Origin of the sequence: Actinoplanes sp. CA-131856, from assembly GCF_050956135.1 — a bacterium.
Lineage (GTDB): Bacteria > Actinomycetota > Actinomycetes > Mycobacteriales > Micromonosporaceae > Actinoplanes.
Genome location: NZ_CP191849.1, coordinates 5,778,232 through 5,804,565 on the forward strand (window position 1 = coordinate 5,778,232; position 26,334 = coordinate 5,804,565).

At 71.4% G+C, this 26,334-nt stretch carries 20 protein-coding genes and 1 pseudogene (1 of these 21 only partly in view); 9 read left to right on the top strand and 12 right to left on the bottom strand.

Going from position 1 to position 26,334, the window contains the following annotated elements; all coding sequences use genetic code 11:
* The 6 genes from ACQP2X_RS26795 to ACQP2X_RS26820 form a co-directional block, all read right to left on the bottom strand.
* On the bottom strand, positions 1 to 5,241 hold the 5' portion of the coding sequence (locus ACQP2X_RS26795; RefSeq protein ID WP_498686474.1) for an amino acid adenylation domain-containing protein. It extends 9,369 nt beyond the left edge of the window; 5,241 of the gene's 14,610 nt are visible here — the first part of the coding sequence; it begins with the start codon at positions 5,239 to 5,241; its stop codon lies off the left edge, out of view.
* A gap of 87 nt (positions 5,242 to 5,328) precedes the next feature.
* A complete protein-coding gene (locus tag ACQP2X_RS26800) occupies positions 5,329 to 5,541 on the bottom strand; it encodes an MbtH family protein (RefSeq protein WP_498686476.1) in 213 nt (70 codons plus the stop codon).
* A complete protein-coding gene (locus ACQP2X_RS26805; protein ID WP_498686478.1) occupies positions 5,538 to 7,034 on the bottom strand; it encodes a tryptophan 7-halogenase in 1,497 nt (498 codons plus the stop codon). The genes ACQP2X_RS26800 and ACQP2X_RS26805 overlap by 4 nt, the downstream gene beginning before the upstream one ends.
* Positions 7,031 to 7,264, bottom strand: coding sequence for a phosphopantetheine-binding protein (locus ACQP2X_RS26810; RefSeq protein ID WP_498686479.1), 234 nt, complete (start codon positions 7,262 to 7,264; stop codon positions 7,031 to 7,033). Before ACQP2X_RS26810 ends, ACQP2X_RS26805 begins: the two co-directional genes overlap by 4 nt.
* Before the next feature lie 65 nt (positions 7,265 to 7,329).
* Complete coding sequence (locus ACQP2X_RS26815) at positions 7,330 to 7,929, bottom strand: GNAT family N-acetyltransferase (protein ID WP_498686480.1); 600 nt, start codon at positions 7,927 to 7,929, stop codon at positions 7,330 to 7,332.
* Positions 7,930 to 8,940 (bottom strand): iron-siderophore ABC transporter substrate-binding protein, encoded by a 1,011-nt coding sequence (locus tag ACQP2X_RS26820; RefSeq protein ID WP_498686481.1) that lies wholly within the window; start codon positions 8,938 to 8,940, stop codon positions 7,930 to 7,932.
* Between the two features lie 173 nt (positions 8,941 to 9,113).
* Here ACQP2X_RS26820 and ACQP2X_RS26825 point away from each other — a divergent pair, with 173 nt between their 5' ends.
* The 4 genes and pseudogenes from ACQP2X_RS26825 to ACQP2X_RS26840 all read left to right on the top strand — a co-directional run.
* Positions 9,114 to 10,136, top strand: coding sequence for a FecCD family ABC transporter permease (locus ACQP2X_RS26825; protein ID WP_498686483.1), 1,023 nt, complete (start codon positions 9,114 to 9,116; stop codon positions 10,134 to 10,136).
* 77 nt (positions 10,137 to 10,213) lie between these two features.
* The gene (locus ACQP2X_RS26830; protein ID WP_498686484.1) at positions 10,214 to 11,185 is read left to right on the top strand and encodes a FecCD family ABC transporter permease; all 972 of its coding nucleotides are present in this window, start codon (positions 10,214 to 10,216) and stop codon (positions 11,183 to 11,185) included.
* A 28-nt stretch (positions 11,186 to 11,213) separates the two neighbouring features.
* Positions 11,214 to 12,041 carry an ABC transporter ATP-binding protein gene (locus ACQP2X_RS26835; RefSeq protein WP_498686485.1) on the top strand — a complete coding sequence of 276 codons (828 nt, stop codon included), beginning with the start codon at positions 11,214 to 11,216 and terminating at the stop codon, positions 12,039 to 12,041.
* A 160-nt stretch (positions 12,042 to 12,201) separates the two neighbouring features.
* A pseudogene (locus tag ACQP2X_RS26840) lies at positions 12,202 to 13,155 on the top strand (acyltransferase family protein); the annotation flags it as partial.
* A gap of 81 nt (positions 13,156 to 13,236) precedes the next feature.
* Here the strand turns inward: ACQP2X_RS26840 and ACQP2X_RS26845 are convergent.
* The 6 genes from ACQP2X_RS26845 to ACQP2X_RS26870 all read right to left on the bottom strand — a co-directional run bounded on the left by ACQP2X_RS26845 (position 13,237) and on the right by ACQP2X_RS26870 (position 19,698).
* On the bottom strand, positions 13,237 to 14,505 hold the full coding sequence (locus ACQP2X_RS26845; protein WP_498686487.1) for an FAD-binding oxidoreductase: 1,269 nt from the start codon (positions 14,503 to 14,505) through the stop codon (positions 13,237 to 13,239).
* A gap of 36 nt (positions 14,506 to 14,541) precedes the next feature.
* Positions 14,542 to 15,300 carry an SDR family oxidoreductase gene (locus ACQP2X_RS26850; RefSeq protein WP_498686488.1) on the bottom strand — a complete coding sequence of 253 codons (759 nt, stop codon included), beginning with the start codon at positions 15,298 to 15,300 and terminating at the stop codon, positions 14,542 to 14,544.
* A complete protein-coding gene (locus ACQP2X_RS26855; protein ID WP_498686490.1) occupies positions 15,297 to 15,767 on the bottom strand; it encodes a MarR family winged helix-turn-helix transcriptional regulator in 471 nt (156 codons plus the stop codon). Before ACQP2X_RS26855 ends, ACQP2X_RS26850 begins: the two co-directional genes overlap by 4 nt.
* 119 nt (positions 15,768 to 15,886) lie before the next feature.
* A complete protein-coding gene (locus ACQP2X_RS26860; RefSeq protein WP_498686492.1) occupies positions 15,887 to 16,804 on the bottom strand; it encodes a S66 peptidase family protein in 918 nt (305 codons plus the stop codon).
* 16 nt (positions 16,805 to 16,820) lie between these two features.
* Positions 16,821 to 18,191, bottom strand: a complete 1,371-nt coding sequence (locus tag ACQP2X_RS26865) for a class I adenylate-forming enzyme family protein (RefSeq protein WP_498686494.1) — start codon at positions 18,189 to 18,191, stop codon at positions 16,821 to 16,823.
* A complete protein-coding gene (locus ACQP2X_RS26870) occupies positions 18,181 to 19,698 on the bottom strand; it encodes an NAD(P)-binding domain-containing protein (protein ID WP_498686496.1) in 1,518 nt (505 codons plus the stop codon). The genes ACQP2X_RS26865 and ACQP2X_RS26870 overlap by 11 nt, the downstream gene beginning before the upstream one ends.
* A gap of 63 nt (positions 19,699 to 19,761) precedes the next feature.
* Between ACQP2X_RS26870 and ACQP2X_RS26875 the strand changes: the two genes are divergently transcribed.
* From ACQP2X_RS26875 to ACQP2X_RS26895, 5 genes are read left to right on the top strand one after another with little or no spacing between them, the layout of a single operon-like run.
* Positions 19,762 to 21,258, top strand: a complete 1,497-nt coding sequence (locus tag ACQP2X_RS26875) for an aromatic amino acid ammonia-lyase (protein ID WP_498686498.1) — start codon at positions 19,762 to 19,764, stop codon at positions 21,256 to 21,258.
* An 11-nt stretch (positions 21,259 to 21,269) separates the two neighbouring features.
* Positions 21,270 to 22,808: an NAD(P)-binding domain-containing protein gene (locus tag ACQP2X_RS26880; protein WP_498686500.1), complete on the top strand. Its 1,539-nt coding sequence runs from the start codon at positions 21,270 to 21,272 to the stop codon at positions 22,806 to 22,808.
* A gap of 1 nt (position 22,809) precedes the next feature.
* Positions 22,810 to 23,802 carry an alpha-hydroxy acid oxidase gene (locus ACQP2X_RS26885; protein ID WP_498686502.1) on the top strand — a complete coding sequence of 331 codons (993 nt, stop codon included), beginning with the start codon at positions 22,810 to 22,812 and terminating at the stop codon, positions 23,800 to 23,802.
* Positions 23,799 to 25,064 carry a cytochrome P450 gene (locus ACQP2X_RS26890; RefSeq protein WP_498686504.1) on the top strand — a complete coding sequence of 422 codons (1,266 nt, stop codon included), beginning with the start codon at positions 23,799 to 23,801 and terminating at the stop codon, positions 25,062 to 25,064. The genes ACQP2X_RS26885 and ACQP2X_RS26890 overlap by 4 nt, the downstream gene beginning before the upstream one ends.
* Positions 25,061 to 26,329 carry a cation:proton antiporter gene (locus ACQP2X_RS26895; protein ID WP_498686505.1) on the top strand — a complete coding sequence of 423 codons (1,269 nt, stop codon included), beginning with the start codon at positions 25,061 to 25,063 and terminating at the stop codon, positions 26,327 to 26,329. Before ACQP2X_RS26890 ends, ACQP2X_RS26895 begins: the two co-directional genes overlap by 4 nt.
* Positions 26,330 to 26,334: the final 5 nt, after the last annotated feature.

Here is a 26,334-nt window from a genome sequence, read left to right on the forward strand (position 1 = left end):
GGTCAGCGCCGGCCGGCCCAGATATCCCCGGGCCAGGCCGTCGCCGCCGAGGTAGAGCTCGCCGGGAACGCCGGGCGGAACCGGGCGCAGGCGGCCGTCGAGGACGTGCGCCGTGCGGTTGAGCTCGGGCCGGCCGATGAGCACCGGGCCGTCGGCCGCCTCCCACGTGGTGGCGGTGACGGTGGCCTCGGTCGGGCCGTAGGCGTTGATGAGCTTGCGGCCGGCGCGCCAGCGGCGCACCTCCCCGGGTGAGGTGGCCTCGCCGCCGACGGTCAGGGTGACACCGGCCGGGATGGCGCTGGTGGGCAGCGCGGCCAGCAGTGCCGGGGGCAGGTCGACGTGGGTCAGGCGGCGCTCGGTGATGAAGTCGCCGAGGGCGGCGCCGAGCCGGGCGTCCTCGGGGACGATGACGAGCGTGCCGCCGGACAGGATCGAGGCGGCCAGTTCGCTGAAGGCGACGTCGACGGCCGGCGACACGAACTGGGCGGCCCGGGTGCCGGGGCCGGTGCCGAAGACCGAGCGCACCGACTCGGCCAGCGCGGCCAGGCCGGTGTGCGGGACGACCACGCCCTTCGGGCGGCCGGTCGAGCCGGAGGTGTAGATGATGTACGCCGCGGTGGCCGGGTCGGCCTCGACGGCGGGCTCGGAGTTGTCGTCGCCCAGGCCGTCGAGGGACTCGACGGTGAGAACCGGTGCGGCGTCGGCGATCTGGTGGGCGACGCGGTCGGCCGGGTGGTGCACGTCGAGCGGCAGATAGGCGGCGCCCGTCTTGGTGACGGCCAGCAGAGCCACCAGCAGGTCGGCCGAGCGGGGCAGGCGCACGGCCACGACGCGCTCCGGTCCGGCGCCGGCGGCGATCAGCCGGTGGGCCAGGCGGTTGGCGAGGGCGTCGAGCTCGCGGTAGGTCAGCGTGCGGTCGCCGTCCTCCACGGCCACGGCGCCCGGCCGTTCGGCGACCTGGGCCGCGAAGAGCTGGGCGAGGGTCCGGGGTGCGACCTGGCGGCGTACACCCTGCCAGCCTTTGACCGCCTGGCGCTCGCCGTCGCTCAGCAGGTCGATGTCGGCGATCGGCCGGTCCGGCGCCAGGGTGACCGCTTCCAGGAGCCGGGTGAACCGGGCCGCCAGCGCCACCGCCGTTTCCCGGTCGAACAGGTCGGCCCGATATTCCAGGGTGCCGGTGAGGCCCTCGGGCCGTTCGGCGACGTCGAAGGTGAGGTCGAACTTCGCCGTGCCGGTGTCCACGAGCCGCGGCGTCACGGTCAGACCCGGGAATCCGGCGATCTCGGGCAGCGCGGCCTGATAGGAGACCATCACCTGGAAGAGCGGGTGATGGGCCAGGGACCGGGCCGGGTTGAGCTCCTCCACGAGCCGATCGAACGGCAGATCCTGATGGGCCAGAGCGGCCAGATCGGTTTCCCGCACCCGCTGGAGCAGATCGGCGAACGAGGGATCGCCGCTCACGTCCGTACGGAGAACGACGGTGTTGACGAAGAATCCGACGAGCCGTTCGAGCGCGTCGTCGCCGCGGCCGGCGACCGGCGTGCCGAGCGGGATGTCGTCACCGGCGCCCATCCGGCTCAGCAGCGCGGCCACCGCGGCCTGCAGAGTCATGAAGAGGGTGACGCCGTGGCGCCGGGCCAGGTCGCGCAGCGCGGGACTCACGGGGAAGCTGACCGTGCCGCCCGCGTCGCTCGCGCGGGCCGGCCGGGGCCGGTCGGTGGGCAGGCGCAGCGATTCGGGTGCGCCGGCCAGGGCCGTACGCCAGTAGTCGGCCTGCCCGTCGAGGTCGAGCCCGTTGTGCCAGGCCGCGTAGTCCGCGTACCGGACCGGCAGCGGCGCCCACGCGGGCGCCTCGCCACCCAGCCGTGCCGCGTAGGCGGTGGCCAGATCGTCGAGCATCGGCGTGAGCGACCACTCGTCACCGGCGATGTGGTGCACGACGAGCAGCAGGACGTCGCCGTCCAGATAGGCCCGGACCGGCGCCTCGGCGGCGATGTCGAAGGGCTCGCGGACGGCCTCGGCGATCGGCGTTCCCGTCCGCAGCTCGACCTCGGCGCTCAGGACCACCGGGTGCGGCTCGCCGTCGCGGTCGGCGAACACGGTACGCAGCGGCTCGTGCCGGCCCACCAGGTCGCTCAGCGCGGCCCTCAGCGCCCCGACATCGAGAGGACCGGAGAATTCCAGGGCGAGGGGCAGGTTGTACGTCGGGTTCGGGCCGTCCAGACGGGACAGGAACCAGAGACGGCGCTGGGCCGAGGACATCTCATGGCCGGCGCCGGCCACGATGGCGGTGGCCGGGCGGGCGGTGCCGACGCGGGCGGCCAGCGCGGCCACCGTGGGGGCGTCGAAGACGTCGCGCAGTGACAGGTCGGCGCCGAAGAGGGTGCGGACCCGGGCCGCGACCCGGGCCGCGAGCAGCGAATGGCCGCCGAGTGCGAAGAAGTCGTCGCGGCGGCCGACCGCGGGCACGCCGAGCACCTCGGTGAAGACGCCGGCCAGCATCTCCTCCTGCGGGGTGCGCAGCGCGTCCTCGGCGCCCGCGCCGGCCAGATCGGGCTCGGGCAGGGCGTTGCGGTCGAGCTTCCCGTTGGGGGTGGCCGGCAGCTCGTCCAGGGCCACGAAGGCGGCCGGCACCATGTAGTCCGGCAGCGAGGAGGCGAGCGTCTCGCGCAGATCGGCCGGCGAGGCCGTGCCGACGAAGTACGCGACCAGACGGCGGTCCCCCGGCCGGTCCTCGCGGATCAGGGCGACGGCCCGCTGAACGCCCTCGGTGGCGGTCAGCGCGGCCTCGATCTCGCCGAGCTCGATACGGAAGCCGCGCAGCTTCACCTGGTGGTCGACGCGCCCGAGGACGTCGAACTCGCCGTCCGTCCGCCGCCGGGCCAGGTCGCCGGTGCGGTACATGCGCTCGCCCGCCACGAACGGGTCGGCCACGAAGCGGGAGGCCGTCAGCGAGGGCCGGTTGAGATATCCGAGCGCCACGCCCTCACCCGCGAGGTAGAGCTCGCCCGGGAAGCCGTCCGGCACCGGCCGCAGCGCCGCGTCGAGGACATAGGCGCGCGTGTTCCACACAGGACGGCCGACGGTGACCGGGCCGTCCTCGACGGCGGCGGCGGTCGACCAGATCGTCGTCTCGGTGGGCCCGTAGAGGTTCGTGACCGAGGCCGCCGTCGCACGCAGGGCGACGGCCAGGTCGGGCGGCAGGGCCTCACCGCCGACGAGCACGCGCAGCCCGGTCACGGCCGAGGTTCCCCCGGGCACGTCGGTCAGCGCCCGCCACAGCGTCGGCGTCGCCTGCACGACCGTGGCGCCGGTCGAGGCGACCAAGTCGGCGAGCACGGCCGGATCCTGGACCGCTTCCTTGGCCGCGATGACGACCGCGGCCCCGCTCAGCAGTGGCAGGTAGAGCTCGAGCGCGGAGATGTCGAAGCTGACCGTCGTGACGGCCAGGAGCCGGTCCCGTTCGGTCAGCGGGATCAGCTCGCGCATCGACAGCAGGAAGTTGACGAGGTTGCGCCGGGTGACCACCACGCCCTTGGGCCGGCCGGTCGAACCCGAGGTGTAGAGAACATAGGCCGCATCGGCACTGACCGATCCCGGCCGGTCGAACGAGGAGATGCCGTCGTCGCCGATCAGCAGGGCCGGGGCGCTGTCGGTGAGCATCCAGGCGAGCCGCTCCTCGGGGAAGGACGGGTCGAGGGGCAGATAGGCGGCGCCGGTCCGCTGCACCGCGAGCAGGGCGACGAGCAGGTCGGCGGTGCGGGGCAGGCGGACGGCGACGACCCGTCCCGGCGCCGCGCCGCGCGAGCACAGCCGGTCCGCCAGTTCCCCGACCTTCGCGTCCAGCTCGGCGTAGGTGAGCGCGGGCCCGCCCGGCGTGGTCACGGCCACGGCCGACGGCGTACGGGAAATCTGTTCCCGCCACAGGGAATCGAAGCTCTCGGAGGGAAGCGGCTGAACGGTGTCGTCGACGGCCGGAGCGGCGGCCAGCCCGATGCGGCCGGTGGGAACGCCCGGGCCGGTCGCCGCGAGAGTGGTGAGCAGCGCCGTGAAGCGCTCGGCGTGCGCGACCAGCGAGGACGGGGTGTAGCGGGCCGGGTTCCCGTCGAAGACCACCTCGAGGACGTTCCCGCCGCGGTCGTCCACGGTGATGGAAAGGTCGTCGACCGGTCCCGCCGCGATGTAGCGCGGGGTGCCGCGCCGGCCGGCGAAGCTCAGCGACGCGCCGAACGGCTTGATGTTCACCCACGGCCCGACGAGGCGCCGTTCGCCGCCGACCAGGCCGAGGTCGCGGCGGATGTCCTCGCCGCGGTAGCGCTGGTGCGGCCGGATCGCCTTCACCTCGGCGGCGACCCGGCGGACGAGGTCGCCGACGCTCTGGGCCGGGCTGACCGCGATCCGCAGCGGCACCACGTTGACCGCGGTGACCGGCACGCGGGCCGCGACCGAGCCGAGGCGGCACATCATCGGCAGGCCGAGCACGACCTCGTCGCTGCCGGTGAGCCGGTGCACGTAGAGGGCCGTGGCGGCCAGGATCGCCTCGACCCGGGTGGCGCCGAGCCCGTCGAGGCCGGCGGCGTCCGGGAGCGTCACGCGGTGGCGCAGAAAGGTGGGGCTGGGCCGGACCGGTCCCGACGCGAGGTCGGGAACCTCCACGCCCGCGAGCCGGTCCCGCCAGAACTCGCGATCCTGGTCCCGCTTGGCCGACGAGAGGTAGGCCGCGTCCTCGGCGACCACGTCGGCCAGCGAGCCGAACGGGTTCGGCGCGGGCTTCTCGGCTTCGGCGAGGGCGGTGTAGACGGCGGCCACCCGCTGCGCCACCAGCGCCGAGGTGTAGGCGTCCATGACGATGTGGTGGCAGCGCTGGTACCACGTCCAGCGCCCCGGGCCGCGGCGGATGAGCGCCTCCGCGAACACCGGGCCCGCCGCTAAATCGATAGGGGTGGCCAGATCGGCCCGCATCCACCGGTCGGCCTCGGCGTCGCCGAGGTCGAGCACCTGGAGCCGCCAGTGCGGGTCGGCCACGATCTCCTGGCGCGGCTCCTCGGGCGTACCCACGAATCGAGCGCGCAGCGCCTCGGCCTCACCGAGCACCCACCGCAGGGCCCGCTCGAAGAGCGAGGGGTCGACGTCGCCGTCGATGTCGACGGCGGCCGCGGTGGTGAAGGCGGGTCCCGGGTCGAGGTGCTGTGCGTACCAGACACCCGCCTGGGCGGCGGAGAGTTCGAGTCGATCGGGCACGGTCGTGGCTCCTTGTGGTGCTGAGCGCAGGGCGGATGCCGCCGCGCCGGAGTCAGGCCGGCGCGGCGGTCCGCGAAAGGGCGTCGGTCAGGCGACGTCGAGGTCGATCAGGCTCTTGGGGCGCAGATCGGTCCAGTTCTTCTCGACGTACTCGAGGCAGGCGGCCCGGCTGTCCTCACCGAACACGATCCGCCAGCCGGCGGGCACCTCGGCGAAGACCGGCCACAGCGAGTGCTGGTTCTCGTCGTTGACCAGCACGAGGTAGCGGCCGTCCTCGTCCTCGAAGGGATTCGTCGTCACTTGGCCTCCTCCGTCCACGACAGACCGTCCGGGCTGGGCACGAGGCCGGACTCGAGCAGGGGAGCCTCGAACGCCTCCTCGCCGCGCACGCCGCGGACCTGGATGTTGTTCATCTCGGTCATCACCTCGCGCACCACGGGGGTGCCGAACAGGTGGTGCATGCGCTCACCGGACTCGGTCTGCATGCTGCCGGTGCGCTCGACCGCGTCGGCCAGGCCGGCCGACGACTTCTGGAACTCCTCGACCAGCGCGCCGGCGTTGGTGAAGGCCTGCTCGCCGGAGTGCACGCCACCGACCAGGGTGGCGAACGCCTCGAGGTCGGTCGCGTCGAGGTTGGTGACCTTCCGGGCCTTCCAGAAGTACGAGTCCTCGTTGCTCTGCATGTCGTAGAAGGCCGACAGGAACTCGTAGAAGACCCGGAACTCGCGGCGGTAGCGGCCCTCGAACTCCTCGAAGGCGCGGTCCTCGCTGATGTCGCCGGCCAGCACGCTGTTGATGGAACGGGCGGCGAGCAGACCGGCGTACGTCGACAGGTGCACCCCGGTCGAGAAGACCGGGTCGATGAAGCAGGCGGCGTCGCCCACCAGCACCATGCCGGGGCGGTGGAACGAGCTGTTGGTGTACGAGTAGTCCTTGCGGGTGCGGATCTCGCCGTACGTGCCCTCGGTGACCCGCGTCGCGTCGGACAGGAAGCCCTTGACGATCTCGCAGCGGTCGATGAATCCGCGCAGCGAGGTCTCCTGGTCGCCCTGGAGCTTGGCCGCGTGCTCGCGCGAGATGACCGCGCCGACGCTGGTGAGCGTGTCGGAGAGCGGGATGTACCAGATCCAGCCCTCGTCGAACGCCGCGCACAGGATGTTGCCGGAGTCGGGCGCGGGCAGGCGCTTGCCGCCCTCGAAGTAGCCGAAGATGGCGATGTTCTTGAAGAAGTCGGAGTAGATCCGCTCGCCGCGCACGTTCTGGTGGATCCGGCTGCGGTTGCCCGAGGCGTCGACCACGAAGGACGCCCGGATCTCGCGCCGCACGCCGTCGGTGCCGGTGTAGCGGACGCCGCGTACCCGCTCGTCGTCGGCGACGACCTCGGTGACCGCGCTCTTCTCGCGCACGTCGACGCCGGTGGCGGCGGCGTTGCGCAGCAGGATCTCGTCGAACTTCATGCGCTCGACCTGGTACGCGTACGAGGTGGGACCGGAGAGCTCGGGGGCGACCGCGAACAGGAAGTTCCACGGCACCGGGTTGGTGCCCCAGCGGAAGCTGCCGCCGCGCTTGACCGTGAACGCGGCCTTCTCGAGCTCCTCGGTGACGCCCAGCAGACGGCCGATGCCGTGCACCGTGGACGGCAGCAGCGACTCGCCGATCTGGTAGCGGGGGAACTTCTCCTTCTCCAGCAGCACCACGCTGTGGCCGCGCTTGGCGAGCAGGGTGGCGACGGTGGAACCGCCGGGGCCACCGCCGACCACGACGACATCGACGTTCTCGACGACCGGGCTCATCGCTGCGCCTCCACCAGGGTGTACCAGGCCTTCACGGTCGGTTCCTGCGCCAGATCGAGATAGCCGGCTTCGAAGCCGGCCTCACGCCACCGGGTCGCGAGGCTCATGAGCCGGATCGAGTCGAGGCCGCGGTCGATGAGGTTGTCGTCGTCGGCGAACGTGCCGGGCTCCTCGGCGAGCACCTCGGCGACGTCGCTGCGCAGACGTTCGAGGCTCAGGGATGCGGTCATCAGCGCTCTTCCTTCGGGGGTTTGTTAGGTAAGGCTTACCTGATCACTTCGCGTGAGTAAAGGATTCATCTCCCTCTTTCTACGGATAAGTCGTAGATGTGCAGCGCAGCCCGCTTGTGTCCAAGATCTCGAACACCCATCAACTGAAAATCCGCCCCGGTGAACATGCGCCGGGCCATCGCGTGCCGCTCGTCAGGATCGGCCAGGACTCTTTTTGTACGGGGGTCTGCTGCTCCCAGGCCCACGGCGACGGCCCGGACCATCGCGCGCCCGAGGCCGCGCCCGGTTCGCGTCTTGTCGCCTATGGCGAGATGGATGCCGAGGTCGTACGGGTCGGCGTCGTACACCTGCCCGACGACGTCCCGAGGCGTCCGGTAGATCTCGACGTACGCGAGCGGCTCACCCTCGTACGAGATGATGTAAGGCCTTGAGTAGTGGCCTTTGAGCTGCTCGGCGATGGCGTCGGCCCATCGCTGCGGCGACCACGCCTGCTCCCAGAAGAGGTCGACGTGGGGCTCGTTCATCCAGCGGCTCACGAGCTCGGGATCCTGGCCGTCGGGCGACAGCAGGCGATGGGACCAGGGCGGCGCCAGGATCGGCGCCGGGGGCGGTCCCGCCGCGACCACGGCCGCGGCGAGACCGACCGTCACCTCACGGGTGGACACTCAGGAAGCCGCCTTGGCCGCGGTGGCGATCGTGGGCAGGACGTCGGTGATGATGTACTGCACCGACAGCGGCGTCGGGGTGCGCAGCGAGCTGAACTGCGGGCCGGTCAGGGCGACGTACGACTTGCGCTTGACCGAGGCGAGGTTCTTGAAGAGCGTGTTGCCCTCCAGTGTCGGCTGCAACGACGGCTCGGCGTAGTAGATCAGCGTGGTGTCGGCGTCGAGGACACCGACCTTCTCGAGGCTGAGCTGGACGGCGAAGTCCTCGCCCTTGAGCGCGGCCACGGCCGGGGCCAGCTTCATGCCGAAGTCGTTGAGCATCTTGACGCCGGCGTCCTTGTCGGAGCGCAGCACGCCGATCGAGCCGGCCTCCCACATCTGGCTGAGCGTGAACTCCTTGCCGGCGAGCTCCGGGTGATCGGTCTTCGCCTTGGCGATCTTCCCCTCGACCTCGGCGATGATCGGTTCGGCCTTGGCGTCCTGGCCGATGGCCTTGGCGACCTGCTTGAGGGTGGTCTGCCAGGGGTCCTCGAAGGCGCCGGTGGTCTCGTAGGCGGTGGTCGGCGCGAGCTTGCTGAGCTTGGCGTACTCGTCGTCGATGTAGTAGTCGCCGCCGGCCAGGATCAGGTCGGGCGCGAGCGCCGCGATCTTCTCCACGTCGAATCCGGTGTCGCCGGCCGTGAGAACGGTGGGCTTGGAGGTGAGCAGGGGCTTGGCCCACTCGGTGATGCCGTCCGGCCCGGACGACTCGGCGACGCCGACGGGCTGGACACCGAGCATGAGTAGCGCGTCGAGGTCGGCGTCGGAGAGCGCCACGATCCGCTGTGGAGCGGCCTTGACCTCGGCCGTGCCCAGCTTGTGGGTCAGCGAGACCGGAAAGCTGGCGGCGGCCGCCGTGGACGCCCCCGGCGCCGCGGCGTCATCGGCGTCGTCGCCTCCACACCCGCTGAGCAGGGCAAGCCCGGCGGTGGCGGCGATTCCCGCCGCGAAGACACGTCTGGCTATGGACATTTGGGACCTCACGTTCGCAGGTTAGGTGAGCCTAAGCTAAGCGACGTCAGTTCGTGGGGGCAAGGCCGGGTCCCGGTTTTGGTAAGGCTAACCTTCCATCGACGGATTGCACGAGACTGTGCACTGTTAGTTGGCACGGATGCCCACTGTGCTGGGTTTTCTTGGGAGGACAGTTGTCGGTCGATGTCCGGCTCGCCGGTCCGTCCCGCCGGGTGGGAGTGCTGGTCACGCTGCTCGCGGCGGTGGCCGTGGCGGTGGTGCTGAGCTTGGCGATCGGTGCACAGTGGCTGAGTCCCGCGGCGGTCTGGCAGGCGGTCACCGACCCCGACCCGGCCGCCCCGGCCACGGCGATCGTCCGCGAGCTGCGGCTGCCCCGCACCGTGCTGGGCGTCCTGGTCGGACTGGCGCTGGGCGCCGCCGGCGCCCTGATCCAGGGCCACACCCGCAACCCGCTGGCCGACCCGGGCCTGCTGGGCATCTCGGCCGGCGCGTCCTTCGCCGTGGTGATCGGCATCCAGTGGGGCGCCGCACAGCTGACCGGCTACATCTGGTTCGCTTTCGCGGGCGCCCTGGCCGCGAGCGTGGCCGTCTTCGGCATAGCGTCGGGCCGCCGGGGAGGCCCCACCCCGGTGACGCTGGCCCTGGCCGGCATGGCGATCAGCGCCCTGCTGGCATCGTTCACCCAGTCCCTGCTGCTGTCGGACGACGCGAGCCTCAACGTCTTCCGCTTCTGGGTGGTCGGCTCCTTGTCGGGCCGCGACGCCGACGTGGCGGTCCAGGTCCTCCCGTTCATCGTGCTGGGCCTGCTGCTGGCGTTCGCGAACGCCCCCGCCCTGAACGCCCTGGGCCTCGGCGAGGACGTGGCCCGGGCCCTGGGCCAGCGAGTGATGACGGCCCGGATCGTAGGCGTGACAGCAATCGTCCTCCTGGCCGGCGCCGCCACCGCCGCCTGCGGCCCGATCGGCTTCCTGGGCCTGATCGTCCCGCACGTGGCCCGCACCTTCACGGGCCCCGACCATCGCTGGCTGATCCCGTGCTCAGCCTTGGCCGGCGCCGCGTTGCTGCTGCTGGCCGACGTCCTGGGCCGCATCGTGGTGAGCCCGGGCGAATTGCAGACAGGAATCGTCCTGGCCGCCGTAGGCGCTCCCTTCTTCATCGCTCTGGTCCGCCGCCGCCAAGGGGTTGTCAAGCTATGACCCAAGCACCCGTAGCACCCTCCGGGCGGCGCGTAGTCCAGGCCGGCCCCCTCTCGGGCACAGTCTCACCACGCGCCGTGGCCGTCGGCGTGACCGGCCTGGCGGCGGCCTTGGCGGTCGCCGTGTTCAGCATCGGCCACGGCAGCTTCACCATCGCCCCCGGCGACGTCGTCCAGGTGCTCCTGGGCGGCGGCACCACCGCCCAGAAACTGATCGTGCTCGACCTGCGCCTCCCCCGCATCCTCGTCGCCCTGCTCGTGGGCGCGGCCCTGGCCGTCTCGGGCGCGCTCACCCAGACCTTCGCCCGCAACCCCCTGGCCAGCCCCGACGTCCTCGGGGTGACGCACGGGGCGTCGCTCGGCGCCGTCGCGGTCATCGTCCTCGGCTACTCCTCCTCCGCAGTCCCTCTCGCCGCCCTGGCCGGAGCACTGGTCACGGCCGTACTCGTCTACGTCCTGGCCTGGCGCCGGGGCATCGACGGCTTCCGCCTGGTGCTGGTGGGCATCGGCGTAGGCGAGATCCTCACCGCCGGCATCTCCTGGTTCCTGGTCCGCGCCGAGATCGTCGACGCCACCCGCGCCACGATCTGGCTCAACGGTTCGGTCGCCGGCGCCGAATGGACCCAGGTCCGCCCCCTCTCGATAGCCCTCGTAGTCCTCCTCCCCCTGGCCGCGGCCACCGCTTTCACCCTCCAGGCGATGCAGTTCGACGACGACGTGGCCCAGGCCTTGGGCATACGCCTCCAATTGGCCCGCCTCGCGGTCGTCCTCACCGCGGTGGCCCTGGCCGCCGCCGCCGTGGCCGCGGCCGGCCCGATCGAGTTCGTAGCCTTCGTGGTCCCCCAGATAGCCCTCCGTCTCTGCGGCGGCTCACGGCCCCCGCTGGTGGTCTCGGCAATCCTCGGCGCCCTGCTGGTCGTAGCCGCCGACCTGGCCGCCCGAACGGTCCTGCCCCATCGCGAACTGCCGGTAGGCCTGGTAACCGCGATCGTCGGCGCCCCCTACCTGCTCTGGCTGCTCGTACGCGTCAATCGAAGGGTTTCCGCATGACCGTCCCGACGAGCTCGGAGCAGCACCGATGACCGCGCTCCTTCCTTCCTCCGACGTCCAGGTGTCGCGCGAGCCCCGGCTGCGGGCTCGAGGCCTTCGGCTCGGCTACGGCGACGACATCGTCGTGGACGGGCTCGACCTGGACATCCCGGACGGCGCGATCACCGCGGTCGTCGGGCCGAACGGCTGCGGCAAGTCGACCCTGCTGCGCGCCCTCGGCCGCCTGTTGCGCCCCCGCGACGGCGAGGTGCTCCTCGACGGCCGGCGCATCGACAAGATGCCCACCCGCGAGGTCGCCCGCATCATCGGCCTGCTGCCACAGAGCCCTGTCGCACCCGACGGCCTGACGGTCGCCGATCTGGTCATGCGGGGCCGGCACCCGCACCAGAACTGGTTCCGCCAGTGGTCGCCCACCGACCAGAGCATCGTGACCGAGGCCCTCGAGTGGACCGACATGCGGGAGCTGGCCGAGCGCCCGGTGGACGCCCTCTCCGGAGGCCAGCGCCAGCGCGCCTGGATCTCGATGGCCCTGGCCCAGGGCACCGAGGTCCTGCTGCTGGACGAACCCACGACATATCTCGACCTGAGTCACCAGATCGACGTGCTCGACCTGGTGGCCCGCCTTCACCGGGAGCGTGGCCGGACCATCGTCATGGTCCTGCACGACCTGAATCTGGCGGCCCGTTACGCCCACCACGTGGTGGCCATGAAGGACGGTCACATCGTGGCACAGGGCCCGGCCGAGGCGGTCTTCACGGTGGAGCTGCTGGCCGACGTGTTCGGGCTGGCCGCGCTGGTCGTTCCGGACCCGGCCACCGGAACGCCGCTTGTCGTACCTCTCCCCCGGTCCGCATGATCTGCCTCCTGTTGCCGTTCGGTCGTTGTCGCCCCTGAAGCCTCACAGCTCGCGCTTCGCCTGTCGTCATACCTGGGTCGGTCATACCGTGGTCTGACGACATTCCCGGCCCTTCTCCGTACCTTCGTCGGCGAGACCAAATCCGGCATGAGGGGCGGCGATGAAGGCACTTGTTCAGCGGATCTCCGCGGCGACGCCACCGGGACGCGACCGTGGCGTCGACGGGTTGCGGGCCGTCGCCGTGCTGGGTGTCGTCCTCGGCCACTGGCTGGTCACCGCGCTCGACGCCGGCTTCCACACGTCGAGTCCGCTTCACCACGAGCCGCGCCTCGCGCCGGTGAGCTGGCTGTTCCAAACCCTCGCGGTCTTCTTTCTCGTGGGCGGCCTGATGACACGGCCCGGCGCGCGTTACGGCCCCTGGCTCTCGGCCCGCCTCTCCAGGTTGTTCCGCCCGGTCGCCGCCCTGGTGGCCGTGTGGAGCGCGGTCGCCCTCGTCGCGCCGGGCGCGCCGGTGAAGCTGGTGCTGAGCCCTCTGTGGTTCCTGCTGGTGTTCGCGGCATTGACGGCCGCCGCGCCGCTACTGCGTCACCTCCATCCGGTGTGGCCGCTGGCCACGGTCGCAACGGTCGACCTCGTGAGGCTCGGGCTCGGCGGTGCTGCCGAGCTCGGCATAGTGAACGTGGCCGTCGGCTGGGCCGTCCCGTTCACTCTCGGCATGGCGTGGGCGCGAGGCCGGCTGCGCGGCCGCGCCACCCTCTGGGCGCTGCTCATCGGCGGCATCGCGGCGACAGTGTTTCTGGTTCGCTGGTGTGGTTATCCCGCGTCGATGGTCGGTGTGCCCGGGGACGGCTTCTCCAACCTCGATCCGCCGAGCCTCGCGGCCGTGACATTCGGGCTGGCTCAGTGCGGCGCCGCCGGCCTCCTGCTCGGTCCGTTGCGCCGGTGGCTCTCGCGTCCGGCAGCCTGGGCGCCTGTGGCCCTGACCAATCTGCACGCCATGACGATCTTCCTCTGGCACCAGACCGCACTGATCACCTTGGCCGCCGTGGCGCTGACGGCCGGCCGGGCGGTGCCGGGGCTGCACACGGCGCCGACCAGCCCCGGCTGGATCGTCGCCCGGGCCTTGTGGCTGCCCGTCCTGGCCGCGGTTCTCGTGGTCTTCTGCCTCGCCTTCCGCCGGCTCGAGCGTCCTTCGTCAGGTCCGGACCGCGGCCGCCACCGGAAAGTTCTGGTTGAAGACGTCGTCCGGGTCGACCAGCCGCTTGATCTCCCGCAGGCGGCTGAGGGTCGCCGTCGGGAAGGCGGCGTCGAGCAGCGCGCTGGAGAAGCCGGTCTCGAAGCTCAGGTAGAGCCCGTCCACCATCGGCCGCACCCGCTCCCAGGCCTCGTCGAAGAGCCCTCCGCCCGTGCCGGAGACGGCGGTGATCGAGAAATTCTGGTGGCGGTGGGCGTACGCGGTGGCGTCCTCAGCCACGTCGTTGACGGCACCGCCGGTCGAGCGGATCTGGAGCATCTCGGCCGCGCCGCTTTCGGCGAGCTCGGCCAGCCGGGCGGCGATCGGCTCGTCAAGGTGGACGGCGAGTCCGGAGTGCGTGGTCGCTCCCTGCTGGCCGCGGTGCGGGGCGTGGGTGGCCGTGACCACCCCGGCGTAGGGCACGAGTTGCGCTCGCTGACCGAGCACGGGCGCGACGGCGGTGAAAGGCCCGAAGGCGCGGCCGGCCAGTTGCGGGTCGTCCCCGGCGTAGACGACTGTGGCGAGCGCGAATCCGCCGCCCATCAGATAGAGAAAAGCGGAGATCTCACGGGGCGCCGACTCGACCGTCTCGCCCCAGGCCCGCAGGAATCGCGCGACATCGTCGATCCGGTATTGCAGGGTGGCATGGCCGACCACCGGCACCCGGTCGGCCCGGAGGTCGAACGACGTGACGATGCCGATGTTCGCCCCGGCTCCGCGGAGGGCCCAGAAGAGGTCCGGGTCGTGCTCGGCGTCGACCCGTCGCGTCGTGCCGTCGGCGGTGACCAGCTCGGCCGCCACCAGGTGGTCGATCGTGAGCCCGTGCGCCCGGCCCATGAGGCCGATGCCGCCGGTGGTGGCGAGTCCCCCGACGCCGACGTCGCCCGAGTCGCCCGAGCTGATCGCCAGGCCCCAAGGATGCAACGCGGCCGCGACGTCGCCCCACCGGGCTCCGGGGCCGATGCGAACCAGGTCCCCGTCGATGTGCTCGACGGTGTTCAAGCGGCCAAGGTCGATGACGGTGCCGTCCACGTTGGTCGCGACGCTGCTGATCCCATGGCCGCCACTACGGACGGACAGCGGGCCACCGGTGTCACGGGCGAGACGCAGGGCCTCGACGACCTCGGCGGTGGAGGACGGCCGGGCCACGGCGGCCGGACGGCCGGTGGCGGTGTAGACGTCCCGGACGGCCGGGTAGAGCCGGTCGCCGGGCCTGACAACCTCAAGCATCGGAAAGCTCCTCGAACGGATCCGCCGAACGGCGGTTCAGGCTGGGCGCGGGCCTTCGGTGAGGTCCACGAAGTAGTGCAGGTCCTCGCCGGCGAGCGGGCTGGTGCCGGCGACGAGTTCGGCGATGTGCGTGCCGACGTGGGTGGCCGGGATCCAGCGCTCGTCGTCGACGCCGGCCAACTGCCGGGCACGGGTGCGGATCACGCCGAGGATCACCTCGTAGACCCGCGGGCCACGCCCACCGAGCTCGGCCGCGATGGTCCTGGTCATCGACTTGGTGGCGGCCGCGGTCAGGGCCACGCCGCCGGCGCCGGGAAAGGGCAGGTCGGCGCTGAGACCGTTGAGCTGCGCGATCATCCCGCCGGGTGCGAGCACCGGGAGGAAGGCCCGGTAGGCGCGGAAGATGGTGGTCTGGTTCTGGACGATCAGCTCGTCCCACTCGGCGTCGGTGAGCGCCAGCAACGGCTTGCGGCCCTGCCGGCCCCAGTCGGCCACGCTCAGGACCACGCCGGCGAACGGTCCGTACGCGGTCTTCAGCTCGGCCGCGCGCTCGGCGAGCGCCGGGTCGAGCAGGTCCAGGGTCTCGCCGCGCAGCCGGGGGTCGCCGGCGCGAGCGGCGAAGTCGTCGAGCGTGCTCTGCCGCCGTGACGTGGCGACGACGGTGGCGCCCCTGTCCAGCAGGGCTCGGGTGACGCCTTCGCCGACGCCGCCGGCGCCGCCGATGACCAGCACGGTCTTGCCGGTGAGGTCGGTGTCCGGTGTTGCCCAGGTGGGCGACTCGAGGGTTGTGCTCATTTGGTGTGCTCAGCTTTCTTCTGCACGTGGTCGAGCAGGGTCTGCAAGGTGGTGTCGAGATGGTCGAGCTGCTCGGGGTCGAGGGCCTCGGTGAACCAGCTCCGGGCCGAGCGCAGGTGAGGGCCGAGTGCCTTGCGGTACGCGGTGCGGCCCTCGTCGGTCAGGGCGACCACGGCGGCGCGGCCGTCGCCGGCCTCGCCACGGCCGCGGCGCACCAGGCCGCGCTCCTCCATGCGCCGCAGCTGATGGGAGAAGCGGCCCGTGTCCCAGCCGAGGGCCCGGGCGCAGCCGGTGGAGCGCATGGTCCCGTCCGGCGCCGACGCCAGCTGGGCGAGCACCGTGAAATCGGCCTCCGAGAGCTGGGCGTCCGCCCACAGGTCCCGGCCCACCTCGCGCCGCACGACCTCGCCCAGAACGATGAAGTTCTGCCACACACGCCGCTCCGCGGCCGTCATTCTTCCTGACACGTCAGCAAACCTAGAACTTTGCTGACACGTCAGCAAGTGATGTGCATCGCTCGCCGGTCCGGAAGAGGACACGGGAGCGGCGTGCCGCCGGCCAGATGGCGGGGGCGGCGTGCCGTCGGTCAAATGGCGGGGGCGGCTACGGTCAGGCGGCCGGCTGTCGCGTTCAGGTGGGCGTGGGCTCCCAGGCCTACGGCGATCTGCTCGGGGCCGTGGCCTATAGGGAGGCCGCCCAGGACCGGGACGCCCAACCGGGCCAGCTCGGCAGACAGGTAGTCGATCACCGGTGGGCTTGGGTCGGGGTCTGTGCAGTCGGTGAACTGGCCTATGGCTATGCCTGCCACGTTGGCCAGCCAACCGGCGCGGCGCAGGTGGACCAGCATGCGGTCCACCCGGTAGGGCTCTTCGTTGACGTCCTCCAGCAGGAGGATCGCGCCTGTGGTGTCCAGGGCGTGTGGGGTGCCGATCGTGGAGGTCAGCATGGCCAAGTTGCCGCCCAGCAGCGGGCCCTCGGCGGTGCCGGGTACGCGGACGGGGAAAGTGTCCTCGGCGCTGTCGGCCTCCACCTCGACCGGGGTGGTGGTCATCAAGGCGTGACGCAAGGACTGGGCGGAAAGGGTGTCGGGGCCCCTGTCGAGTTGGCCCGCGGTCGGGCCGTGAATGGTGGCCAAGGCGGTCTCGTGCCACAGGGCCGCGTGGAGGGCGGTGATGTCGGAGAAGCCGGCGATCAATTTCGGGTCTGCTCGGACGGCGCCGAAGTCGACGCCGTCGACTATCCGCTGCATTCCGTAGCCGCCGCGCAGGCAGAGGACTGCTCGCACCGACGGGTCGCGCAACGCGGCGTTCAGGTCGGCCAAGCGCTGCTCGTCCGTGCCGGCCAGGTTTCCGTGGCGGCCGTGAGCGTTGGCGCCCACCCGGACCCGCAGGCCCCACTTCTCCAGCGTGCTGACCGCGGCCTCCGTCCGGGCCGGGTCGATCGCTCCCGACGGGGACACCAGCGCTACCAGGTCGCCGGCCACCAGACGCTGCCCTTGGATCATGGGCCGCAGCCTACGCTCAGCGGGGCGAGCCGAGGGGCAGGTGGACGGCCAGGGCCGCCTTGTCGGGCTTGCCGCCGGCGGTCACCGGGACCCGGTCGATGATGGTCACCGTGGCCGGCGTGGCCTTCTCTCCCAGGCGGCCGGCCACCGACACGGCCAGCTTTCCCACGTCCAGGGCCCGGCCGGCTGCCGGGACCACGAACGCGTGGACCGCCTCGCCCGAGTCCGCGTCGGGACGGCCTATCACGTACGCCTCGGCCACCGACGGGTCGGCGGCCAGCACGCGCTCCACGGCACCAGCGTGGATCAGCTCGGCGTGGACGATGATCACGTCGCGGGCCCGGCCGGTCAGGTGGAGGTAGCCTTCGGCGTCGAAGTGGCCCAGGTCGCGGGTGCGGACCCAGCCGTCCACGAAGACCTCGGACGTCTCGCCCGGATCGTTCCAGTACGAGGACGCCTGAGCGGGCGTACGGACGTACAACTCGCCGTCGCGAACCTGCACCTCGACCGGCGGACGGCCGACCGAGGCCGCAGCCGACGGCATCTCGGCGGGGGTCAGCATGGCGATCATGCCGGTCTCGGTCTGGCCGTAGCCGTGGAAGACCACCGGGCCCAGGACATCCATCGCCTCCGCCAAGCGGCCCGGATCGAGCGGGGAACCCGACACCATCAACGCCCGCAACGACGGAATCGGGCCCGGCCGGGAACGCACCAGCTGATGCAACTTCCCCACCGTGATGACGCTCGCGGTCGCCCGATGACTGATGAGCGCCTCCGGGAACGACGGGCGATCCGCGACCACCAGCGTCCCGCCCGCGGCGAGCGCCAGCACCCCGTACTCGAGCATGACCTGGCTCGTCAGCGACCCGAAGACCAGGAACCTGTCCATCCGGGCGGCCAGCGACCTGACTGCCGGCGGCCACCGGTCCGGGTGGGCGGCCCAGGCGGCGGTCATCGCCTCGTACGTCTGGCAACAGCCCTTCGGAACGCCCGTGCTGCCGCTCGTGAACAGGATCCGGGCGATGTCCCCCGGCCGGCCCGCGGCCTCCAGCGGCTCGTCCGGCGCCCGCATCAGCTCGGCCACCCGCGCGGCGTCGATCACCGTGCCTCCGCCGGCGGCTACGACGTGGTCCAGCTGGTCCGGGCGTACGCCGGAAACCCGCGCGCCCACCGCGAAAGCCGCCATGATCGTCGCGAACGACGGCGCGTCGACGCCCAGCGTCAGCACCACGCCGTCGCCGGGGCCGATCCCGGCCGCACGCATGCCCGCGGCCGCCCGGCGGACCAGTTCCGACAGCTCGGCGCCCGAGACCTCGTCCGGCCCGTCCTCGAAGACCGTCCGCGGACCCGCCGCCTCCAAGAGGGCGAGAACGGGCTCAGGCCACATCGGCCAGAACGCCCTTCACAAAGACCTCGAGCGGCTGCACATGTACGCCCGGAAGGTTCCAGTCGTTCTCCAGGTTCTCGGCCAGGTGGTGGGTCGCCACGACCTCGCCGTCCCGGTAGGCGCGCACGACCGGATGCAGATAGGTGGCGTCCTTCGCCGCCGCCGCGTCGTTCTCGGCGATCCGCGGCACGCTGATGTCGAACGGGTCCACCTCGTCGTGCCCGGGACCGTATTCGAGGGTGACCACGAAACCCGAGGTGACGCCGAGACCACCGTCCTTGAAGTACGCGACCGGCACCTCCTCGTGATATTCGCCCTCGAAAGTGACCACGTCGGCCATCACCGCGAACTGCTGCCACAGCGCCGACGTCCGATTGATCCGTGCGATGATCGCCGCCGCGACGTCACCCGGCGAATACGACGGCCACGGGCGCGACTCGTAGCGGGCCGACAGAATGCGGTGGAGCGCGCGGACCCCGTACCGGAAACCATGAATGAAGCCGTTCGTCGATTTCTTGAAGTCCCGCTGCTGCGAGAGCGTGCCCGCGAAATAGAGGCCCGGCACATTGACCGATTCGAACGCGGCCGTCTGCGCCGGGAAACGGTCGTTGATCACCAACTCGGGCGCGGCGTCCCCGGCGAACGGCGTGGCGTCGAAGGCGAATCCCGTGCACAGGATGATCCGGTCGTACTCCAGCACCCGAATGGCCTCGACCGTGCGCGCATAGCGGAAGTCCACCCGATAGCCGCCGTCGTCCCGCTTGACGATCCGCTCCACCGTGCCGTCCAGCACCGCGTTCTGCGACTTCAGCTGATAGGTGTCGAGGAAGTTGTTGTTGACCGCCCGCAGATGCCCCACGTAATGCGTCTGCCAGGCCAGCCGCACCGAGTGCGGACCGGCCACGTGGATGACCGCCGCGGTCTCGACCAGCGCGTCAGCGGTCTCGAAGGCCGAGTTCCCCTTGCCGATGATGAGGACCCGCTGATTGGTGAAATCCGCCGGCTCGACACTGACCGTGTCGTATCGCTCCGCGAGCGACGCCCCCTCGATCGGCGGTTCGTAGAGACGTGACACTCCGGTGGCCACGATGACCCGGCGGGCGGCGAAGGTGCGGTCTCCGGCCTCGACCACGAAATCGGCGGGCCGGGAGACCGACGTGACGCGCGCGTTGTAGACCACGTTGAGCCCGGCCGCGAAGTCACCCAGATAGCGGACCATGTCGTCCGCGGCCGGGAAGTACTTCGCGCTGTAATTGCGGAACAGCAACGCCGGATCATCGGTCAGCAGCGAGTTCCAGTCGGCCCGCAGATTGAACTCGGGATCGTCCGATCCGGTCCAGATCTTGTTGATCGAGATGAGCTGCCGGTGCCGCGGATAGGTGCGGAAGAACGTCCCCGCGCTCTCCCCCGCCTCCAGGACCACATAGTCGAGACCGTCGCGCTGCATCAGCGCGGCGAGCTGAAGCCCGGCCGGTCCGGCCCCGATGATCAGGTAGTCGTGCGTCATGCGGCGCACTGTATCGAGGCGATTTCAGAGGCTTCTGAGAATCCGCCTCTAGCGTCCGCTTTCATGGAAAAGGTAGACCTCGGCCGGCCGCTGCGCGTCGCCGACCTGCTCGCCGCGCGAGACCCGATCACGGTGACCACCGGCGACCGGATCAGGGCCGGGCTCGAAAAGTCACGGCGCTACTTCGACAAGGTCAAGGGCGAGGACCGTCCGGTGTACGGCGCCACGACCGGTTTCGGCGCCCTGGTCAACTACGCCGGCCGCGCGGACGAGCGGGACCAGGCCGACAACACCCTCGCTCACCTCGGCGCGGGCCAGGGCCCCGACCTCGACCTCGCCGTCGTCCGGGCCACCCTCCTCGTCCGCGCGTGGTCGCTGGCTCAGGGCGCCTCCGGCGCCTCCCCGCACGTCGTGGAGGCCCTGGCCGCCATGCTCGGCACCACGTTCACGCCGGCCGTCCCCCGGTTCGGCTCGGTCGGCGCCAGCGGCGACCTGATCCCGCTCGGCGCCGCCGCCCAGGCCCTGCGCGGGCGCGGGCACGCCTACGTCGACGGTGTACGCCTGCCGGCCGCAACCGCTCTCAGCAAGGCCGGCCTGACCCCGCTCGCCCTCGACGGGCGCGACGCCCTGGCCTTGGTCAACGGCACCTCCCTGACGACCGCCGCGCTCGCCTTGGCGCAGGACAGCGTCCGCCGCTCGCACCGCAGCGCCCAGATGCTGACCTGCCTGCTGGCCGACCTGCTCGGTTGCGACCCGCAGTTCCTCGATCCACGACTGATCGCCCGCTTCAACCATCCCGGCGCCGTCAAAGTGGCCAAACAGATGCGACATTTCGGGAAGGGCAGTGCGGGAGCGGTCACGGGCCGGCCGCTGCAGGAGCCGTACAGCATCCGCTGTGTGCCTCAGCTGCTGGGAGCGGCCGAGGACGCCCTGGCGCACGTGGACCGGACCGTGGAGGCCGATCTCGGTGGCGTCTCCGACAACCCGCTGCTCTTTCCCGACGACGACGCCGTCGTGCACGGTGGGAACTTCTTCGGGCAGCCCGCCGCGTTCGCCGCCGACCTGCTGTCCATCGTGCTGGCCCAGGTCGGCAACCTCCTCGAGCGCCAGCTCGATCTACTCGTCGATCCGCACCGCAACGGCGGCCTGCCACCCATGCTCGCCGCCGGGCCCGGTCAGCAGCACGGCCTTCAGGGCGTCCAGCTCGCCTCGACCGCCCTGATCGCCGAGATCCGCCGCGACGCCGTCCCGGCCAGCATGCAGAGCCTGCCCACCAACCTGCACAACCAGGACGTGGTCCCCTTCGGCACTCAGGCCGCCCTGCGCGCGCTCGACCAGGCCGCCCTGCTCCGGCTGCTCTGCGGCTCCCTCGCGCTCGGCCTGCGCCAGGCCGCCCACTGCGGCGCCCGCCGCCCCACCGCCCCGCGGACCCGCGCCCTCCTGGAGCGTCTCGAGGCCCACATCCCACCCGTCGATCCGGACCGTCCGCTCGAGGCCGACGTGCGGAAATCCGCCGAGATCATCGAAGAAACTGAAATTTCTCTGATTTCCGCTTTCTAGCGTCCCTGAGCGTGACACTCGACTACCTGATCATCGGCGCCGGCCCCGCCGGCCTGCAGCTGGCCGCCCACCTGGAACGCGACGGTCACGACTACCTCGTCCTGGAGGCCGGGGAGGGCGCGGGAACCTTCTTCCGCACCTATCCCCGGCACCGGACCCTCATCTCCATCAACAAGCCGCGCACGGGCAGCGACGACCCCGAGCTCAACCTGCGCCTGGACTGGAACTCGATCCTCGGCGACCCGGACACCCCGCGCTTCACCAGCTACACCGACCGGTACTTCCCCACCGCCGACCTCATGGTCCAGTACCTGGCCGACTACGCCGCCAAGACCGGCGTCGACGTCCGCTACAACACCCGGGTCCGGAGCGTCGACAAGGTCAACGGCGACTTCCAGGTCAAGACCGGGACCGAGACGTACGTCGCCAAGCGCGTCATCGTCGCCACCGGTGTCAGCCGCGTCCACCGGCCGGACATCCCCGGCTTCGAGCTGGCCGAGACGTACGACACCATGCCGGTCGATCCTCAGAACTTCCTCGACCAGCGGGTGCTCATCATCGGAAAGGGCAATTCCGCCTTCGAGACCGCCGACAACCTCATCGAGACGACCACCCTCATCCACGTGGCCGGCCCGAGCGGGGTCAAACTGGCCTGGCGCACCCACTACGTCGGGCATCTGCGGGCCGTCAACAACAACTTCCTCGACACCTACCAGCTGAAGTCGGCCAACGCGATCCTCGACGGCCACATCCGGCGGATCGAGCGCGACGGCGACGAGTTCGAGGTGACGTTCGCCTTCTCCCGGGCCGACGAGGTCGTCAAACGGCTGCGGTACGACCGGGTGCTCGCCTGCACCGGCTTCGCGTTCGACGCGTCGCCCTTCACCGGCGCCGCCCGCCCGGATCTCGTCATCGACGACCGTTTCCCCGAGCAGACCTCGGCCTGGGAGTCGGTCAACGTGCCCGGCCTCTACTTCGCCGGAACCCTGTCGCAGCAACGCGATTTCAAGAAGTCGACGAGCGGCTTCATCCACGGCTTCCGCTACTCGGTGCGGTCCCTCTATCAAATTCTGAGGCAGCGGTACGAGGACACGCCCTGGCCGGCGAGGGAACTGCCCGCCGAGGCCGGCGCCATCACGGACGCCGTCATCGCCCGGGTCAACCGCTCCTCCGCGCTGTGGCAGCAGTTCGGCTTCCTGGCCGACATCGTCACCGTCGAGGGCGCATCGGCGACCTACCGCGAGGAGGTGCCCGTCGGCTACTTCAAGGACGGCGGCGTCGGCACCGGCCCGGCCTTCGTCGTCACTCTCGAGTACGGTCCCGACCACGACAAGGTCGACCCGTTCGACATCTCGGTGAGCCGGATCGCCCAGGACACCCCGGGCCAGGCCCACGACGCCGCCTATCTGCACCCGGTCGTGCGCTTCTACCGCGACGGCGAGCTCACCGGCGAGCACCATCTGGCCGAGAACCTGGAGAACCGCTGGGACCGTCCCGACGTCCACGTCGCTCCGCTGGCCGGTTTCGTCGAGCGCAGCCTGCGGGCCTGACATGCGGGAGGAAGCGAAGGCCCGGTGGGATTTCTTCGCCGGCGGAGCGGGCGAGGAGAGGACGCTGCGGGCCAACGAGGAGGCGTACGGCAAACGCCGTCTCGTCCCCCGGGTCTTGCGCGGCGCCGGCGAGCGCGACCTGCGCACCACGCTGCTCGGCACCGCGATGAGCATGCCGGTGCTCATCGCGCCGACCGCGTTCCACCGGCTGGCCCACCCGTCGGGCGAGGCCGGAACCGCCGCCGCCGCACGGCGATCGGGCACGGTGATGGTCGTCAGCATGGCCGCCACCCAGCCGGTCGAGGAGATCGCAGCCAGCGGGGCCGCGCTGTGGTTCCAGCTCTATCCCCAGCCGGACAAGGAGTTCCAGCGGCACGTCATCGCCCGCGCCGAGAACGCCGGCTGCCGGGCGCTGGTGGTCACTGTGGACTCCCCCGTCTTCGGGCGCCGGGAACGCGACCTGCGCAACGGATTCACCGATCTGCCGCCCGGATTCGCGTGCGAGAACATGCGGGACGCGTCCGGCCGGATCCGGGACATCGCCATGGATCCCACGCTGGGCTGGGACCACATCGACCGGCTGCGCGCGAGCACCCGGCTCCCGGTCCTGCTCAAGGGAGTCCTGCATCCGGCCGACGCCCGCGAGGCCGTGGCGCGCGGCGTGGACGGCCTCATCGTCTCCAACCACGGTGGCCGGCAGCTCGACGGCGCGGTGGCTACCCTCGACGCGCTCCCGGCCGTGGCCGAGGCGGTGGACGGCCGGATCCCGGTGCTCGTCGACGGCGGGATCCGGCGCGGCATCGACGTGCTGGTCGCGTTGGCGCTGGGCGCCGACGCGGTCCTGGTCGGCCGGCCGGTGTTGTGGGGACTCGCCGGGGGCGGCGCTGAAGGCGTACGGCGGGTCCTGGAAACCCTGCGCACGGACCTGGACCACGTCATGGCCCTGGCCGGAGCGAAGCGACCGGCCGACCTGACCCCGGATCTCGTGGCATGAACGCGGTCGTCCGCCTCCGCGAATGGATCTTCACAAAGGTCAACGGCGCCGAGGGGATCCCGGTCCCGGGCCCGCTGGTCGGCGCCGAGCATTTCGAGCGGGTCTACTCCGATCCGGCGGCCGACGGGCGCAGCAAGGGCGCCGGGCTGTCCGACCTGTTCTGGTACTGGCTCGCGCCGGGACCGCACATGCACCAGGAGCACATCGAGCCCGGCGAGCGCTACAAGACGGTGGCGCGGACGACCCGGCGCGTGCTCGCCGTCCCGCACGCGGACGCCGACGCGCGCGTCACCGCCGCCTGCCGGCGGATCCTGGCCGGCCTGCCCCGCGACCGGGTCAGCCTCGTGCGGCTGCGTGACCTGATGATGCCGATCTGGGCCGAGGTGCACTACGAGCTGGTCTTCGGCGAGCCCTGCCCGCCCGCGGCCCGCGACCTCATCGTGGCCAACGCCGACGACGTGGTCAGCGCGCTCAAGGGCACCCGCCCGCGGCACATGGCCCGGCGTGAGCGCCTCACCCGCTATCTGGTGGACCGGGTCGAGGCCGGCACCTGCCCGGTCGTGCTGCCGTACACCGCCCAGGAGACCGCCTGGTATCTCCAGGGCGCCTTCTTCAACACGGCGGTCGTGCAGATGTCGGAGGCGATGGCGCACATCCTGCTCTGTGCCGCCGCCTACCCTCCGATCGCCTCCCAGGTGGACGATGACGCGGCGCTCGACCGGCTCATCGACGAGACCCTGCGCGTGCACCCGCTGTTCGGCATCGCCCACCGCGTCACCTCGGCCCCGATCGTCGTCGACCCGGCGGTCACCCTTCCGGCCGGCTCGGTGCTGCTGTTCAACTACCTCGCCTTCCAGCGCACCGGCCCGGCCGCCGACGACGTGTTCGACCCCGATCGCTGGCTCACGCTGCCCCGCCGGGAGGCCCATTTCATCCCGTACGGCATCACGCACAACCGGGCCTGCCCGGCCCGCGGTGTGGCGCCGGTGATGCTGCGGGCCGCCACCCGCGAGGTGCTCCGCCAGTTCGCGGTCGCGTCGAGCGCCGCGCACACCCGATCGCTGCCGAGTCGCGGCCCGGCCTATCTGACCCCGGCCGGCGCCGAAGGGCCGGGACGGTTCCGCCTGTGGGCGATGCGGGTGCTCGACCGCTGGCAGGACGCCGGCCGCTCGGTCCTCCAGCTCGTGTTCGGCACCTGGATGGTGCTCGACGCCCGCCGCCAGAAGCTGTGCGCCACCTATTTCGAGGAGGTAAGGCAGTGACCCCCACCGAGTTGGCCCCACGGTTCTTCATCGCCGTCGCCGTCATCCTGCTCTTCTGCCGCCTGGTCTCCTGGCTGCTGGGCAAGGGCGGCCAGCCGCCCGTGGTCAGCGAGATGCTGGCCGGTGTGCTGCTCGGCCCGTCCCTGCTCGGCCTGCTGTGGCCGGAGTTGCAGAGCGCGCTGTTCCCGGCCCCGCTCATCCCCGTGCTCTACGTGGTGGGCCAGATCGGCCTGGTGCTGTTCATGTTCCAGGCCGGATACGCCTTCACCAGTCACCGGGTGCCCCGTCTGGCCGGCACCGCGGGCGCCGTCTCGCTGGCCGGGGTCGTCATGCCGTTCCTGCTCGGCGCGGCGCTGGTGCTGGTGACCGCCTCCAGTGTGGACATCCGGGCCGAGGGCACCTCGCTCGCGGTCTCGGCCGCGTTCGTCGGCGTGGCCCTGGCCATCACCGCCTTCCCGATGCTGGCCCGCATCATCACCGAGGGCGGTCACTTCGGCACCCGGCACGGCTCGCTCGCCATGGCCAGCGGGGCGATCGACGACATGGTCGCCTGGATCGCGCTCGCGGTGGTCCTGTCCGTCTCCTCCGGCGACGCCGGCACCGCGCTCGTCACCGCCGGCGGCGCCGTGGTCTTCGGGGTCGTGCTGTGGTTCGGGGGCCGCCCGGCGACCCGGCTGCTGATGACCTCGGGCCGCCTCGACGACCACACCCGCCTGCTCGGCACGGTGGTGCTGCTGTTCCTGGTCGCCTGGTACACCGACGAGATCGGCCTCTACGCGGTGTTCGGCGCCTTCGCGGTCGGCGTGGTCATGCCCCGCAGCGAGCACACCGAGAAGGTCGTCGGCACCCTCACCCCGGTCGCCACCACCGTGCTCGTGCCGCTCTTCTTCACCTTCTCCGGCCTGCGCACCGAGTTCGCCCTCCTGAGCGACCCCGCCGTGCTGCTGTTCGCCCTGGCCTGCGTGACCGTGGCCATCGCCGGCAAGTTCGGCGCCTGCTGGGCCGCCGCGCGCCTGCGCGGCGAGCCGAACGGCGTCGCCCTGCGCGTGGGCTCCCTGATGAACGCCCGCGGCCTGATGCAGCTGATCGCCCTGAACGTCGGCCTCGAGGCCGGCATCGTCAACTCGTCCCTGTTCACCGTCCTGGTCCTGGTCGCCCTGGTGACCACCCTGATGACCACCCCGATGCTGCGCTTCCTCGACTGGCGCGACCGCCGCCGCACCCCGGCCACCGAGCTCCGGCCGGCCCCGGAGTTCGCGGCGTGAAAAGT

Bases quoted from the DNA above. Each gene is read 5' to 3' on its own strand.
- ACQP2X_RS26805 (WP_498686478.1), bottom strand. From the start codon at position 7,034: ATGAGCCCGGTCGTCGAGAACGTCGATGTCGTCGTGGTCGGCGGTGGC.
- ACQP2X_RS26810 (WP_498686479.1), bottom strand. From the start codon at position 7,264: ATGACCGCATCCCTGAGCCTCGAACGTCTGCGCAGCGACGTCGCCGAG.
- ACQP2X_RS26820 (WP_498686481.1), bottom strand. From the start codon at position 8,940: ATGTCCATAGCCAGACGTGTCTTCGCGGCGGGAATCGCCGCCACCGCC.
- ACQP2X_RS26835 (WP_498686485.1), top strand. From the start codon at position 11,214: ATGACCGCGCTCCTTCCTTCCTCCGACGTCCAGGTGTCGCGCGAGCCC.
- ACQP2X_RS26845 (WP_498686487.1), bottom strand. From the start codon at position 14,505: ATGCTTGAGGTTGTCAGGCCCGGCGACCGGCTCTACCCGGCCGTCCGG.
- ACQP2X_RS26850 (WP_498686488.1), bottom strand. From the start codon at position 15,300: ATGAGCACAACCCTCGAGTCGCCCACCTGGGCAACACCGGACACCGAC.
- ACQP2X_RS26860 (WP_498686492.1), bottom strand. From the start codon at position 16,804: ATGATCCAAGGGCAGCGTCTGGTGGCCGGCGACCTGGTAGCGCTGGTG.
- ACQP2X_RS26865 (WP_498686494.1), bottom strand. From the start codon at position 18,191: ATGTGGCCTGAGCCCGTTCTCGCCCTCTTGGAGGCGGCGGGTCCGCGG.
- ACQP2X_RS26870 (WP_498686496.1), bottom strand. From the start codon at position 19,698: ATGACGCACGACTACCTGATCATCGGGGCCGGACCGGCCGGGCTTCAG.
- ACQP2X_RS26875 (WP_498686498.1), top strand. From the start codon at position 19,762: ATGGAAAAGGTAGACCTCGGCCGGCCGCTGCGCGTCGCCGACCTGCTC.
- ACQP2X_RS26885 (WP_498686502.1), top strand. From the start codon at position 22,810: ATGCGGGAGGAAGCGAAGGCCCGGTGGGATTTCTTCGCCGGCGGAGCG.
- ACQP2X_RS26890 (WP_498686504.1), top strand. From the start codon at position 23,799: ATGAACGCGGTCGTCCGCCTCCGCGAATGGATCTTCACAAAGGTCAAC.